The organism is Bacillus sp. DX4.1 (assembly GCF_030348195.1).
In the GTDB taxonomy this organism is placed as follows: domain Bacteria; phylum Bacillota; class Bacilli; order Bacillales; family Bacillaceae_G; genus Bacillus_A.
The window spans coordinates 2,103,140-2,117,603 of record NZ_JAUCFT010000008.1 but is presented as its reverse complement, the minus strand read 5'-3'; the positions used below and the strand labels follow the sequence as shown (position 1 = coordinate 2,117,603).

Annotated in this window: 16 protein-coding genes and 1 pseudogene; 8 read left to right on the top strand and 9 right to left on the bottom strand. The window is 37.0% G+C overall.

The window, feature by feature from the left end; genetic code table 11:
- Positions 1-45 precede the first annotated feature (45 nt).
- Both QUF99_RS13695 and QUF99_RS13690 read left to right on the top strand, forming a co-directional pair.
- Positions 46-942 carry an ABC transporter permease subunit gene (locus tag QUF99_RS13695; RefSeq protein WP_289370742.1) on the top strand — a complete coding sequence of 299 codons (897 nt, stop codon included), beginning with the start codon at positions 46-48 and terminating at the stop codon, positions 940-942.
- Positions 939-1,988 (top strand): ABC transporter permease, encoded by a 1,050-nt coding sequence (locus QUF99_RS13690; protein ID WP_289370741.1) that lies wholly within the window; start codon positions 939-941, stop codon positions 1,986-1,988. Before QUF99_RS13695 ends, QUF99_RS13690 begins: the two co-directional genes overlap by 4 nt.
- Before the next feature lie 43 nt (positions 1,989-2,031).
- On the opposite strand, the gene QUF99_RS13685 is transcribed toward QUF99_RS13690, so the two are convergent.
- The gene (locus QUF99_RS13685) at positions 2,032-2,457 is read right to left on the bottom strand and encodes a GNAT family N-acetyltransferase (RefSeq protein WP_289370740.1); all 426 of its coding nucleotides are present in this window, start codon (positions 2,455-2,457) and stop codon (positions 2,032-2,034) included.
- Positions 2,458-2,587: 130 nt separating this feature from the next.
- Between QUF99_RS13685 and pdxR the strand changes: the two genes are divergently transcribed.
- Positions 2,588-3,985 carry a MocR-like pyridoxine biosynthesis transcription factor PdxR gene (pdxR, locus tag QUF99_RS13680; RefSeq protein ID WP_289370739.1) on the top strand — a complete coding sequence of 466 codons (1,398 nt, stop codon included), beginning with the start codon at positions 2,588-2,590 and terminating at the stop codon, positions 3,983-3,985.
- 73 nt (positions 3,986-4,058) lie between these two features.
- Here the strand turns inward: pdxR and QUF99_RS13675 are convergent, their stop codons facing one another.
- Positions 4,059-4,913, bottom strand: a complete 855-nt coding sequence (locus QUF99_RS13675; protein ID WP_289370738.1) for a YitT family protein — start codon at positions 4,911-4,913, stop codon at positions 4,059-4,061.
- 178 nt (positions 4,914-5,091) lie between these two features.
- On the opposite strand from QUF99_RS13675, the pseudogene QUF99_RS13670 reads away from it, so the two are divergent.
- The 4 genes and pseudogenes from QUF99_RS13670 to QUF99_RS13655 all read left to right on the top strand — a co-directional run.
- Positions 5,092-5,298, top strand: a pseudogene (locus tag QUF99_RS13670) (nitrate reductase); the annotation flags it as partial.
- Positions 5,240-5,416, top strand: a complete 177-nt coding sequence (locus QUF99_RS13665) for a hypothetical protein (RefSeq protein ID WP_289370737.1) — start codon at positions 5,240-5,242, stop codon at positions 5,414-5,416. The pseudogene QUF99_RS13670 and the gene QUF99_RS13665, both read left to right, overlap by 59 nt.
- A gap of 36 nt (positions 5,417-5,452) precedes the next feature.
- A complete protein-coding gene (locus tag QUF99_RS13660; protein WP_289370735.1) occupies positions 5,453-5,872 on the top strand; it encodes a GNAT family N-acetyltransferase in 420 nt (139 codons plus the stop codon).
- Positions 5,873-5,909: 37 nt separating this feature from the next.
- Positions 5,910-6,782: a GNAT family N-acetyltransferase gene (locus tag QUF99_RS13655; RefSeq protein WP_289370733.1), complete on the top strand. Its 873-nt coding sequence runs from the start codon at positions 5,910-5,912 to the stop codon at positions 6,780-6,782.
- 138 nt (positions 6,783-6,920) lie between these two features.
- Here QUF99_RS13655 and alr read toward each other — a convergent pair whose 3' ends face one another.
- Positions 6,921-8,096: an alanine racemase gene (gene alr / locus QUF99_RS13650; RefSeq protein ID WP_289370732.1), complete on the bottom strand. Its 1,176-nt coding sequence runs from the start codon at positions 8,094-8,096 to the stop codon at positions 6,921-6,923.
- Between the two features lie 171 nt (positions 8,097-8,267).
- On the opposite strand from alr, the gene QUF99_RS13645 reads away from it, so the two are divergent.
- Positions 8,268-8,729: a DinB family protein gene (locus QUF99_RS13645; protein ID WP_289370731.1), complete on the top strand. Its 462-nt coding sequence runs from the start codon at positions 8,268-8,270 to the stop codon at positions 8,727-8,729.
- A gap of 435 nt (positions 8,730-9,164) precedes the next feature.
- Here the strand turns inward: QUF99_RS13645 and QUF99_RS13640 are convergent, their stop codons facing one another.
- From QUF99_RS13640 to QUF99_RS13615, 6 genes are all read right to left on the bottom strand, one after another.
- Positions 9,165-9,365, bottom strand: coding sequence for a 4-oxalocrotonate tautomerase (locus QUF99_RS13640; RefSeq protein WP_289370730.1), 201 nt, complete (start codon positions 9,363-9,365; stop codon positions 9,165-9,167).
- 15 nt (positions 9,366-9,380) lie between these two features.
- The gene (locus tag QUF99_RS13635; protein WP_289370729.1) at positions 9,381-10,169 is read right to left on the bottom strand and encodes a 2-keto-4-pentenoate hydratase; all 789 of its coding nucleotides are present in this window, start codon (positions 10,167-10,169) and stop codon (positions 9,381-9,383) included.
- A 3-nt stretch (positions 10,170-10,172) separates the two neighbouring features.
- Positions 10,173-11,198, bottom strand: coding sequence for a 4-hydroxy-2-oxovalerate aldolase (gene dmpG / locus QUF99_RS13630; protein ID WP_289370727.1), 1,026 nt, complete (start codon positions 11,196-11,198; stop codon positions 10,173-10,175).
- Positions 11,195-12,085 (bottom strand): acetaldehyde dehydrogenase (acetylating), encoded by an 891-nt coding sequence (locus QUF99_RS13625; RefSeq protein ID WP_289370725.1) that lies wholly within the window; start codon positions 12,083-12,085, stop codon positions 11,195-11,197. The genes dmpG and QUF99_RS13625 overlap by 4 nt, the downstream gene beginning before the upstream one ends.
- Before the next feature lie 31 nt (positions 12,086-12,116).
- Entirely contained in the window at positions 12,117-12,896 is a 780-nt protein-coding gene (locus tag QUF99_RS13620) for a 2-keto-4-pentenoate hydratase (protein ID WP_289370723.1), read from the bottom strand.
- Positions 12,897-12,993: 97 nt separating this feature from the next.
- On the bottom strand, positions 12,994-14,463 hold the full coding sequence (locus QUF99_RS13615; protein ID WP_289370722.1) for an aldehyde dehydrogenase: 1,470 nt from the start codon (positions 14,461-14,463) through the stop codon (positions 12,994-12,996).
- Position 14,464 lies beyond the last annotated feature (1 nt).

Here is a 14,464-nt window from a genome sequence, read left to right as displayed (position 1 = left end):
AATTCGTTGTATAATATTGTAAAAAACATCTTATGGAGGGGTTTGATGTTAAAAAAAGCAGCTCAATTTATATTACAGCTATTCGCAATCGTTCTATCACTCTTACTATTATTAAACATACCTTATTTATTTATGAATCAAGGTGAATTTTCGTTTCAACCAAATCAGTTTATCCAACATTTCACTACCATGTTAAAAGAAATTACTTCCTTACAATCGTTGACTATTCACATACCAAGCATTGGTAGTTTCAAAACGATACCTCTGTTCCCAACCGTTTTTGATCCTTATATCTATTCATTTACTATTTTATTTGCCGCCTTTTTTCTCGCTCTATTCATTTCATCCAGTATGGCATTTTTATATTTCTTATCAAAGAAAAATATAAAAAAATGGATTGATAGAATGGTATTTGTATTAGAAGCTGTTCCTGATATGATGATCATGATTTGTTTGCAGATGTTTTTCATTTGGATTATAAAACAAATTGGTGATTCTCCTGTTACAATTATTTCGTTTAGAGAAAACCGTGCATATTTGCTCCCTATTTTATCTTTAACAGTTTTACCTACATTACAAATGTTTCGTATGATGGTTTTATACATAAAAGAAGAACATGAAAAGCACTATGTAGAAGTAGCTTACGGAAAAGGACTTTCGTCAAGTTATATACTGTGTATACATTTATTAAAGAATATATCTATTCATTTCTTTCACCATTTAAAAACGATTTTTGTTTTCTTACTTTCTAATTTATTCGTTTTAGAATTTGTATTTAATATGAGCGGGATTATTCAATTTTTATTTAGAATGGGCTCATTTTCTGCTTCCGTTACATTCGTTTTGCTCATAATGATCTTACTACCATTCTATATACTCTTCCAAATCATTTCTTACATGATGAATAGATGGCAAAAACAAGTGAAAGGAGAAACAGTATGAAGTCTATCTGGAGATCGAAACGGTTTGTTATCGGCTTTACCTATCTTGTCATTCTTGTTTCTGCAAGTTTCATTTACGGCTGGTTCTTTAAAGATGATACTACTATAGCACCTCGACTTCTTTACAACGATAATCACGAACTTCTCGGGAAGGCGCCTTTTTCACCAACACTGATGCCCCCCTTTGGCTCTGATCGTTTTGGAGAGGCTATTTCCCTTCAAATTTTAGAAGGTGCGAAATTCACAATTTTATTTGCCATTGCAATTAGTTTTCTTCGCATTGTATTCGGAACATTTTTAGGTGTTCTACTAAGTTTATACACAGCACGTCTGAAAAAATTTGTACGAGCATGCTCAGAAATCTTTTATTATATTCCAACTGTTTTTATTGCCTTTATACTCATAGCACCAGTCAATATTAGGATGGTTTCTAATGCGGATGACTTAAATCCAAATATTTCGTTTGCCTTTTATCAAGCTATTGTACTCATTTTCGTTGCACTCCCAACACTTACTTTATATATTTCTTCAGAAGTTGATGAGTTTATGCAACGTGACTATATATTAAGCTCACAATTAATGGGCGCCAGCCGTTTTCATATTATAAAAAAACATTTACGAGTTTTATTACTTAACCGTTTATTTATATTATTTATGGAACAAATTGTCCAAACACTCATACTTGTTATTCATTTAGCATTATTCCAAATTATTATCGGTGGCGTGCAGCAAAGAGACATGGGTCATGGCGAAATTAAGTACGCCTCTCTCTCTAACGATTGGGCAGGTCTAATTGGTTTAAATTATTATGAAATGAATCTTTCGATGTGGATTATTTTTTATACACTCGTTACATTCTTTATCACGATTCTCTTCATTAAACTTATGACAAAAGGAATACAAGACGCACTCGCAACTAGAAATAATCAAGTACTAGCAATCCAGCAAGTTCAAGATCAAAAAACAAATGAAACAAATGAAACAAATAAAGATTCTTTTTCATTTGTTTCTCCAAAAGATGCAAAGCGTTCTTCTGCGAATTTTTAAGAAAAATGCAATATCAAAAATAAAGAAGAGGCATGCCTCTTCTTTATTTTAATTCCTTATGAAATGCATAGCTCACCTTCTCATACCCTTCTCTTTCATAAAAACGATGCGCATCTACACGTGGGAAAGCGGACGTAAGGACCACGCAAGTACACCCCTGTTCTTTCCCCCACCCCTCTATATGCGATAGCAATGCTTCTCCATATCCTTTTGAACGATGAGATTCTGCAGTTACAAGATCATATATAAAGACGTGTTTCTTGTTGTAAAAGTTTGTACAAACCGCCACTCCGGCAAGGCAAGCCGCTTCCCCTTCCTCATTAAATAACGAAAACAATTGATACCGTTCTTCTCTCATCTTATGCAATAGCGATTGTGCTTCCTCTTTTGTAAGTGCAGGTCGTAACTGTTGCAAAATCGGTAATACCTCACGAAATTGCCCTACTGTTTTTATTTCTTGAACGTTCATCGATTTTCTCCCCTATCACTTTATGAAATTTTCAAAATGTTATATATTATCAGTATAAAAAGAATGTGCCCTTTTCTTAAGTGGCAGTTTATTTCTTTTTTATAAGGCCAGATTTTCAGGAGAGAATGCCATGGATTTAATTATTCCGTTACAAATAGAAAGTACAATTCCTCTTTACGTACAAATTTATAACTTTATAAAACAAGAAATCGTAAAAGGAACAATTCTCACTGGAACACGTCTTCCTTCTCATCGTAACTTAGCACTGCAGCTAGGCGTAAGCCGAATCACAGTGGAATCCGCTTATCAACAGTTATCGGCAGAAGGTTATGTTGAAAGTAAGCAGAAACGTGGTATCTTTGTTGCTGAAGTAGATGTTGATATTATGCCAACCAAACAGCCTGTTTCATCTCTTCCTCTCGTAATAACACAAAAGGAAGATGAGGTTTTTGATTGTAGTCAAGGACGTGTAGACCAAACCGCTTTCCCACTCACCAATTGGAAACGTGCTCTACAGGATTGTTTATTAGAAAACGAAAATGACTTATTTACAAAAGAAGACCCCCAAGGAGAATATGAGCTGCGAGCTCACATTTCTCATTATTTGTATCATGCACGCGGCGTTCATTGTTCACCAGATCAAGTTATTATTGGAGCTGGTACACAGCCGCTTCTCTGGTTACTCATCCAACTACTTGGACATCACAAAACATATGCGGTCGAAAACCCTGGGTTTCACCGTGTAAAAGCAATTATGCAAAGCTGCGGACTTGCTATCCATCCTATTCCATTAGATGAGAAAGGCATTCATGTTCCAGCTCTGTATAATTGTGATGCAAATGTTGCCTATGTCACTCCTTCGCATCAATTCCCTTATGGCATGATTATGCCATTATCACGAAGATTGGAATTATTAAGATGGGCAAATGATCATAAAAATTATGTCATTGAAGACGATTATGATGGGGAATTTCGCTATGTTGGAAAGCCTATCCCTTCTTTGCAAGGTTTAGATACAAATGAGCGTGTTATCTACATGGGAACTTTTTCAAAATCATTTTTACCTTCTTTACGAATGGGTTATATCGTACTTCCGAATCATCTATTAGAAATATATAAAAAGCACGGCACAATTTTTAAGCAAACCGTCTCAAAAATACAGCAACTTGCTTTCACTACATTTATTAAAAAAGGCGATTGGAATCGACATGTAAACCGGATTCGTACATTATATAAAAAGAAGCACCAACGATTAATAAAAACATTGCACGAACAGATGGGGACACACGTTGATATACTCGGAGATCAATCTGGGCTTCATATTGTGTTACATGTTCATAACGGTATGAACGAACGAGAACTGATTCAAACAGCTGCTGAAAAAAACGTAAAGGTTTATCCCATTTCTATTTACGATTCAGTAAATGAACTACAGAAGGAATCCTATGTTTTACTAGGATTTGGTGGATTAACGGAAGATGAAATTACAACTGTCGTACATTTATTAAGAAAGGCATGGTTTTCTTAATAAAAAAAGAGCTTCCATCATCAAAAAGATTGATGGTGAAAGCTCTTTTTATTTACATACTCTAACTATCCGTTTAAGTTGGTGACTGCCCTGAACGAGAGGAGATACCTGGTCGTTTAACACCTGTTGTTTCAGTTGAGAAAGAAGCTTCTATTATGGCACTTGGATCTACAGAGAGAACGAGATCTTTCATCTTTGGATAAATAAAGCGGTTTGTAATACAATAAATAATTTTCCGCTGCTCTCCTAAAAAACCACCTTCTCCGTGCAGATACGTAACAGAAAGTTGCAGCTCTTTCATAAGCAGCTCGCCAATTTCTTCATTCTTACCTGATATAATCATTACGCTCTTTCCTTGATTAATACCATCTAATATGAAATCAATCATTTTTGTAACGATATAGAAAATCGCTAACGAGAACATCGCTTGCTCGATTGAGAACAAAATAGCAACAAATACGAAAATAACGGCATTCACAGCCATTAAAAATGTACTAATTGGTACTTTAAAATGTTTATTCATCCAGACCGCTAGCATTTCTGTTCCGTCAATGGCACCACCCATCTTCACAACAATCCCAACCCCTACTCCAAACAATACACCACCGTATAATACAATGAGTAATTCAGATGTTGTAATAGCTGGAAACGGTTTTAAATAAATTAAACCGAGCGTAGTTATAACGTTCGCATAAGACGTTCGTATGAAAAACTTTTTCCCCATAACCTTTGCTGTGAATAATAAGATAGGAATATTCAAACCTAAAAACACGCCATAAAGCGGTAATCCTGCAACCTTATTCGCCATAATCGCAATAGCCGTTACCCCGCCATCTACCAATCCGTTTGGTGCTAAAATAAGCTCTAACGAACCAGCTACAATAATCGCTCCAATTGTCAACAACACATATTCAAATAATTTCTTCATTCATTACCCCCAAAACAGATATATTTTCTTAGTTTTATCATATCGAATTTTCACTTTATACGCAAAGAAATTGCTTTATTTACACAAATTTGACACTAATTTGGAAATTTTTACGCATTATTTCCCCATATAGTATATAATTATTTTTATTGAATTTTTAGAAAAAAGGAGGTTGTCCATGTTACAAAAACTGTTTTCTTCCCCTATTCTATCTATACAAACATTACATCCTGGCTATGAAGATCACGCAAGCGACGTCTGGCTCGTAAAAACAGAAGCTGAAGAAGTAATTGTCTGCTCTTCCAAAATGCAGGGAGAACTTAATAATGATTTTTGGTGGGGATGCAAGCAACTATTCGGGATCGATCCAAGAAATGTACATAAGTATGCCCATTCCTGATTTAGAGCAGTGCAAAGAAGCATACCGATATGTGTATCGCTTACTATCTGTCCAAAGGCATGTAGATTTAGAGGAATGGTTACATCAGCCTGCTTTCTTTTAATCGCTTTACCATACTTACTCATTAGGAGAATAAAACATGCAAATTCAAAATAAATGGAATCCAAAAGATAGAGATTATATTAGAAAACAATTAATCTCATTTAATCAAACAAAAGTCCCTCCAAAGGCCAATTCACCTACTGAAGATGTTTGCTTAACAATTAAGAATGAAGATGAAGAAATTGTCGCTGGACTAACCGGTGTCATCTTTTGGCAATGTTTACACGTTGATATCTTATGGATTGATGAGAACATACGTCATCACGGTTATGGAAGCAAATTGTTACAGGAAGCCGAAAAAATTGCAAAAGAAAAGAAATGCAGACTGATAAAACTAGATACATTTAGCTTCCAAGCACCTGAATTTTATAAGAAACATGGTTTTACAGTGTATGGTATTGTTGAAGATTTCCCGCAAGGTCATACACAATATTACTTAGAAAAAAGATTTCAATAGTAAGAGTTGCATACTACATAAAATGGAGCGTGACCACTTGCATATTCAAAAAAAGAAAACATTAACAATGGATGACATTCAAAGAATTATCGAATTAGTTCACACTTGTGAAGAAAATGATAGAATTGAATATCAATCAAATTTACATGTAGATATCCTTAAAAATAGAAAAGAAAATCAAATAAACGATTTTCTTTTCTATACGGACGACAGATTAATCGGTTTATTAAGTATGTTTGAGTTTGAGAGACCCACGAAACTTGAATTATTAGGGTTCGTTCACCCTGATTTCAGAAAACAAAAAATTGGGAGCCTTCTTGTACAAAAAGCTATGGAAGAAATACAAAAACGGAACATCAATGAAGTCTTATTAATCATAAACGGAGCGTCTACAAGTGGGAAAGAATTCGCCCAAAAGGCTAAATTCCAATATGTATGTAGCGAGTATAGTATGTTGCTTAAAGCAGGTGTGAAATTGCAAACAAAACAAAATGTTGAAATCCAACTTACTCCTGCATCTACCGAAAACTTCCCTGCTCTATTAGAAATTGCTAGTAAAGCTTTTGGTGATTCAGTCACAGACACCTCATCGTGGCTACAAAAAACAATGTCATCTCCTACTCATCAAGTATATGTTGCTGTCTTCAACGAGATAGCAGTAGGGACGATAACAATATCTATAAAAAAGGAGTTCGTTTCTATATCAGGATTTGCTGTCAGTCCCTCCTACCAAGGAAAAGGATTTGGAAAAAATATATTACAACATATCGTACTTAAATTAGTAAATGAAGGACACCAAAATATCGGGCTAGATGTGGAAACAAAAAATGAAAATGCACTCAAACTTTACAAACAATGTGGATTTGAAATTACTGCAAGCCATGATTATTATAATTTGTTACATCAATAATATTTTCTACAATTTATTTGCCCCATCTCTTACGCTGCATATCACTGAACAGACGATCATTTGTACGTCATTACCATCAGCCGTATCTATATATAACTAAAAAAGCAACTCGCTAAAAATTTTTAGCGAGTTGCTTTTTTAGTTTCTTCTTAATATATTCACAACGGAAACCGTTTCACCGTTCTCTTTATATACACGCGGAATTCTTCTATCTAGCATACAAGTCACTTCATAGTTAATTGTACCTAACATATCCGCTATTTCTTCTACTGTAATTTCTTCCTCACCTTGTTTACCGTAGAAAATAACTTCGTCTCCTACTTGTACAGGCATTGCTTTCGTCACATCGAGCATTAATTGATCCATACAAACACGGCCAATTACAGGTACACGAATACCGTTGATTAATGCGTGTCCCTTACTTGAAAGTAGACGGTTATACCCATCTGCATAGCCAATTGGAACCGTTGCAATCCATTCCTCACCCGATGTTACATACGTATTACCATAACTAACACCGCGACCTTTTTTGGCATGTTTAATATGTGCTACTTTTGACTTTAATGATAAAGCTGGCTGCATCGCAACAACTGTATGGTCCACTTCTCTTGAAGGATACATGCCATAAATTCCGATTCCAACACGTACCATATTTTGAAACGTATTACTTAGCTCCATCGATCCGGCACTGTTTGAACTATGAATAAACGGAATGTGAATCCCTAGCTCTTTGGCCGCATTTACAGCTTTCTCAAATAGAGTTGTTTGCATCATTGTATATGTTTTATCTATTTCATCGGCAGTGGAGTAATGCGTAAACATACCTTCTACTTCCACATGCTTCATGTTTTTCAGTTCTTCTAAAAATGGTACCACTTCTTCTTCTTGTAAACCAATACGGCTCATTCCTGTATCAATTTTCACTTGAATACGGGCTTTCTTTCCTAAACGTTCTGCTACTTGGTCGATACCTTTTAAATCTCCTATTCTATATATCGTCATCATAATGTCATATTGAATCGCATCTGCAGCCGATTCTACTGATGTATATCCTAAAATTAAAATTGGCACAGTAATCCCTGCCTCGCGCAGTTCAATACCTTCATCTACAAATGCAACAGCAAGTTGATTCACACCAGCCTCAATCGCTGATTTTGCGACTTCAATTGCCCCATGTCCATAGCCATTTGCTTTTACTGCTGCCATCATTGCAATATTTTTATCGTTTACACGTTTTTTATATTCTCTCACATTATGTTTCACAGCATCTAAATTAATTTCAACAATTGTATCTCTTCCGTATCTCGAACTCATTGGTCTAAACTCCTAACTCAATAATTGCTTTCCATTCTATTATCATTCAATTGGAACTTAAATAATATAATACTTTTCATTTTCCTAGTCAAACTACTAGAATTTTCGGAATTTTGAATATGGTATAATGCTCTTAAGAAACTATTATATACGGAGATGAGGAGAATTACAATGTTTGTTAGAGCCGCACTGCATCAACTTGAAGTTTCCATAAACTCAGCCATAGAAATGCTAAAAAAACTCACAGATGAAGATTTACAATGTAAGCCGATACAAAATAAACGGTCATTATTTGAAATGTATGCCCATCTTTCTCTTATTTGTCATGCAGATCTTCTTATTTTGAACGGCGCTACACAAAAAGAATTAGACAACTTTTATTTGGAACAAACACCGCAAACAATTGATCAATTGCAACAAACATTGCACCAAGGCTTTCAGCTTCTCTCCCAAACATTTCAATCCTATTCAAAAACGGAACTAACCGAAGTAATGCCAGCCTACTGGGGTGTTTCTTATTCACGGTTCGAATGGTTACTTGAAATCGTCGCCCACGTTTATCACCATCGTGGACAAATTCATATTTTATTAGTTGAACATGTAGCCGATCCTTGTGTTTCTTTATTTGAATAATTATCTTCTTTCTTAATTAAATGAAACACAAGGAAACAGGTGTTCATATTACATAGTTTCTGATTCCCCGTGCCTAATTAATAGTATCTGCATACATTTCTCCTCCCTTATTTAAAATCCCCTTGTATAATTTTGACCAACAAGAAAATTTTAACATGGAGGGTATCCTTTTAAAATCAAAAAGCTATTCTTATTTCATCAATAAGAATAGCTTTTTATTCTATATAAATCCATTTTGATTTTTCGACATATAAGCCGTGGCTATGGATAACAAAAGGTGACCTGCACTCGTTTTCTCTCTTTGTTTTCACTTGGCATGGGGCAGGAAAAGGATCTGACCGCTTCTATGCATGGCCGGATGCTCTCTCCCACCTAAAAAGAAGGGTTTTATGTCGGGTTTTTAATTTGTATTTATATAACCACATTCCTATTAAACTATTTTCCTTCCACAATACCTTTTACCTTTCCTCCAACACCCCAATGGGAACCTGGAATCTCATTCACTAACACTCGCACACGCTCAGCATCAACATCTAAACTTTTTGCTACCGCATCTGTAACATTCGAAATGAGATATTGAATTTGTTCCTGTTTTCTTCCTTCAATCACTTGAATTTGTACGATTGGCATACTCATCTCTCGCTTTACTCTTTATTCGCAAAACATCGATACACTACCTAATCCTTCAAACTGAGCGATAATCGCATCTCCAGATTGAAAAGCAATTGCCTCGGATAAAGCACCACTTAATACGATATCTCCTTTTTTCAATCCTTCATTTTGTAAACCAAGCTTATTTACTGCCCAAGCAATTGCAGCAGCTGGATGCCCAAGAACAGCCGCTCCCGTTCCTACTGTTGCCATTTTACCGTTTTTCGACATAACCATTCCAACATTCGCTAAATCCATTTCCTCTGGATTCACCCATTTGCTTCCTAATACGAATTTTGCAGAGGAGCAATTATCAGCGATTACATCAGGCAATGTAAATTTAAAATTTAAATAGCGACTATCGATAATTTCCAAAGCTGGAGCAACATATTTCGTCGCTTTCAGTACATCGTCCGCTGTAATATTTGTACCTTGTAAATCCTCTCCCATTAAAAATGCAATTTCTGGTTCTGCTTTTGGATGAATCAATGTTTCATACTTTAGTGGTTCCCATTCAACCGCTAACATGTCGCTAACTAGATATCCGTAAATTGCTTCATTTATCCCCATCATTTGTTGTTTTGGCTTACTTGTTAACCCAAGTTTTACTCCAATTCGTTTGGACCCTTCCGCCATTTTTTGCTGCACAAGTTGTTTTTGCAATACATAAGCATCCTCTACCGTTAAATCAGGATGCCTGTCTGTCACTTTTACAACTTCTTTTCTATCTCGCTCTGCTTGCAGTAAATATTCAATAATTTCTGTACCTATCCCTTTAACTAGCACCACATCTTACACCCCCGTTTTTGCTTTTGCTAACTCAGCCGCTACGTCCAAAATCATATCTTCTTGGCCCCCAACAATTTTGCGTTTGCCAAGTTCTATTAAAATATCACGAGCATCAACGCCAAATTTCTTAGCCGCTCGTTCCGCATGTAATAAAAAGCTCGAGTACACACCAGCGTACCCCATCACAAGACTGCCTTTTTGAATTTCTTGTGGTCCTGGTAATATGGGAGCAACAATATCTTCTGCTAAATCCATCATTTTATATAAATCTATGCCAACATCACATCCCATACGATCCAAGACTGCAAGCAACACTTCGGTTTGTGCATTTCCAGCCCCTGCTCCTAAGCAGCGAACACTACCATCAATACGCGTCGCTCCTTCTTCAATCGCTGCAACTGTATTGGCAACTGCAACGGAAAGATTGTTGTGACCATGGAAGCCAATTTCTATGTTTAATGATTGGCGCAATGCCCTAATTCGTTCACGTACTTCATGTGGCAATAGAGCTCCCGCTGAGTCTGTTACATACACAGCTTGTGCCCCGTAATGTTCCATTAGCTTTGCTTGTTCTACTAGTTTTTCGACAGGTGCGGAATGTGCCATCATTAAAAATCCGCACACTTCCATACCTAACTCACGTGCAAAGTGAATATGCTGTGCAGAAACATCTGCTTCTGTCACATGCGTTGCCACTCGTACAAGTCTTGCACCGATGCCTTGCGCTTGTTTTAATTCATGGACCGTACCGATACCAGGAATGAGCAACACAGCTACCTTGGCTTGTTTACATTCTTCAACTGCCGCTTCAATGAGCTTCATTTCATCTACCAGTGATTTTCCATATTGCAGTGTTGAACCACCTAATCCATCTCCATGACTTACTTCAATATAATGCATACCAGCTGTATCTAACGCACCTGCTACTGAACGAACTTGCTCTTCTGTAAATTGATGTCTCATCACATGACTACCATCACGTAAACAAACCTCTGTTAGTTTAATAGGTACTTCACTATTTCGTTTCATTTCATAACACCTCGTTCCTTTAACGCAATCATGCGACGTGCATAATCTTCTCCGACTTTCAGAGCTGCTGCTGTCATAATATCTAAATTACCCGCATAGGAAGGAAAATAGTCTCCTGCTCCTTCTACTTCTAAAAAGACAGTCACACGATTCCCATCAAACATTGGTTCTTGTTTCAATGAATAGCCCGGTACATATGATTGAACCACTTCAACCATGCTATAAATCGCTTGTCGAATAGCTGTTTCATCCATCTGCTTCACTTCACAATACACTGTATCTCTCATTAAGATTGGTGGATCAGCTGGATTTAATATGATCAGTGCTTTTCCGCAATCTGCTCCGCCCACATCTTCAATTCCACGCCTTGTTGTAATCGTAAACTCATCAATGTTGGCTCGCGTCCCTGGCCCTGCACTTAAACTAGAAATGGTTGCAATAATTTCTCCATATGACACATCCGCTACTTCATTAATCGCATAGACAATTGGTATTGTCGCTTGCCCGCCGCATGTAATCATATTGACATTTCGTGCTTCAACATGTTCTTCACAATTTACTGCTGGACAAATAAATGGACCACATGCCGCTGGGGTTAAATCAATTGCTAGTTTTCCGAGCTCCCTTAACACTTGTGCATGACGAATATGTGCCTTTGCTGAAGTAGCATCAAATACAATGTCTGCTAAGTTAGGATTCTCGATAATTGCTTGTATACCATTATCAAAAATAGCGTATCCTTCTTGTTCTGCTCGCTTCAATCCGTCTGATTCGGGGTCAATACCAATCATAGCTGTCAATTCAATTACATCACTTCTTTTCAACTTATACATTAAATCGGTGCCAATATTTCCAGAACCAATAATGGCTGCTTTCACTTTCACCACGCCTGTTCCCTCCTTCTTACACACCTTAAAACTATGAAAATGTTACAGACACTGAACCAAGGGGGCCAAACTGTGCAGAAATTACATCATTACGTTCCACTGCCACAGCACCAGATAACGCCCCTGGTAAAATAAGTTCCCCAGCTTTCAATGAAATATTAAATTCACTTAGCTTGTTCGCTAGCCAAGCAACCGCTTGTGCTGGATGCCCTAACGCTGCCGCTCCTGCCCCTGTAGCAATCAATTCATTATTTTTATAAAGCGCCATGCCGGCTGTACGTAAATCGACTTCGGATACAATAGAAAGCTTTTCGCCAACAACTACTTTTGCAGAAGAGCCATTGTCTGCCACTGTATCAGCAAGTTTAATCTTCCAATCAGCAATACGACTATCAATAATTTCAAGTGTCGGCACAATATATTTTGTCGCCATTAACACATCCACATATGTAACATTAGGACCACTTAAATCTTCAGCTAGAATAAACCCAATTTCTGCTTCTACTTTTGGAGATACGAATGAATCAATCGAAGTCTCACTTCCACTGTCAATTTTCATATCATCTAATAAATGTCCGTAATCCGGTTCATTTACTCCAAGCATCTGTTGCATCGCCATACTTGTGAGTCCAACCTTTTTCCCAATTACTTTCCGCCCCTGTTTTAGCTTTTGATTTACTACTTCTAATTGAATGTGGTAGGAATCTGAAACAGATAAATCTGGATAACGCTCTGTAAATGGTAAAATAGATTCACATGAGTTTTCTGCTTGCAATAGTTCATCCGCCAATTTCTTTATCAACACTTGCATGTGTTTCACCTCTTTTTTAGAACTCCTCTATATAATGGGTTCTGATTTTCACCTTACATTGACGGGCAGTAAACCCTCCACTGATGAAAGCTTCACTTTACAATTTCATTGTGATTGTCTTTGCTTCTGTATAGAACTCAAAACTATGACGCCCACCTTCTCTACCAATTCCACTTGCCTTCGATCCACCAAATGGTGTTCGTAAATCACGAACATACCAACAATTCACCCATAACAAACCCGAATCAATTTGCGAAACAACACGCTGTGCCCTTCTGAGATCATTTGTCCAAACAACACCTGCTAAACCGTAAATGGAATCGTTGGCTATGCGAATCGCATCTTCTTCTGTTTTAAACGGGATCACAACTAAAACAGGACCAAAGATTTCTTCCTGAGCTACACGCATACTATTGTCTACGTCATATAAAACAGTTGGCTCGTAAAAATTCCCTTCCACTAAACTTTCGACTCTTTTTCCTCCGCAAGCTAGTTTTGCCCCTTCAGAAAGGCCAATTTCTACATATTTGTCAACCGTTTCTAAATGCGACTCTGAGACAAGTGCTCCCATATCTGTCTCTTCATTTAGTGGATTTCCAACCTTTATTTTTTTCACAGCTGTCACAAACTTATCAAGAAACTGTTCGTAGATACCTTCTTGCACAAGCAGTCTCGAACCAGCTAAACAAATTTCTCCTTGATTACGATAAATCGCTTCGATTGATCCTTGTACAGCCTCATCTATATCTGCATCCTCAAATACAATATTAGCTGACTTTCCGCCTAATTCTAATGAAACCGGTATTAAGTTTTCTGAAGCATTTCGCATGATTGTTTTCCCTGTATTACTTTCTCCCACAAATGAGATTCGTCTTACAGAAGGGTGCGTCGTCATTTTCGTTCCAACTGTACTACCTGGACCCGTAATGATATTGAGCACTCCAGGAGGTAACCCCGCTTCATTGGCAATCTCACCGAGCATGACTGCACTTAGTGGTGTATAAGAGGCTGGTTTTACAACAACAGTATTACCAGCGGCTAATGCAGCTGACGCTTTCCATGTCATTTGCATAAATGGTAAATTCCAAGGGATGATTAAGCTTGTTACACCAGCAGGGGCATATTTCGCATACGACATAAAGTTATGTTTATCATAATGTTCATGTACCATATACTTTGCCATCTCGGCAAAAAAACGAAAATTATGTGCAGAACGTGGAATATCGAATCCACGGCTCTCTTTAATTGGTTTTCCAACATCAAGCGTTTCTATATACGCTAGTTCATCCACTTTCTCCATAATTAAATCAGACATTTTGCACAAAATTTCCGAACGCTCTTCCACAGGCATTTTACTCCAAACACCGCTTGCAAATGTACGCTGTGCAACATCTATTGCACGCTTTGCATCCTCTTCACTACCTTGTGCAACAGATGCAAGCTTCGTATTTGTAGCTGGGTTCAGTGTATCAAATGTCTCGCCCGAAATTGCATCGATATATTGTCCATCAATAAATAGCTTTGCATCTTTTACCTTCATTTTTTCGGCTAACAGTTCTTTATTCAAA